The sequence below is a fragment of the Phormidium sp. CCY1219 genome (genome assembly GCF_035615515.1).
In the GTDB taxonomy this organism is placed as follows: Bacteria; Cyanobacteriota; Cyanobacteriia; order Cyanobacteriales; family Laspinemataceae; genus CCY1219.
Genome location: NZ_JAJENT010000081.1, coordinates 1 through 215, shown reverse-complemented (window position 1 = coordinate 215; position 215 = coordinate 1). Strand labels below are relative to the sequence as shown.

Here is a 215-nt window from a genome sequence, read left to right as displayed (position 1 = left end):
TCCAAACCGAACCCGCAACAAATTCTCCACAACTTGACGTTCTCCCTGTTGGATTCCTTGTTGGATACCTTGTTGGACACCTTGTTGGATACCTTGTTGGATACCTTGTTGGATACCTTGTTGGATACCTTGTTGGACACCTTGTTGGATACCTTGTTGCAAACCGGCAAGCTGTGCTGCTTCGAGTTGTTGGTCAAAAAGAGGAGATAACCGCA

1 protein-coding gene is annotated in these 215 nt (G+C 46.5%); it reads left to right on the top strand.

The features are described from left to right. The coding region (locus LKK83_RS00515) for a hypothetical protein (RefSeq protein WP_324628780.1) at positions 1 to 210 on the top strand (210 nt) is incomplete at its 5' end. Positions 211 to 215: the final 5 nt, after the last annotated feature.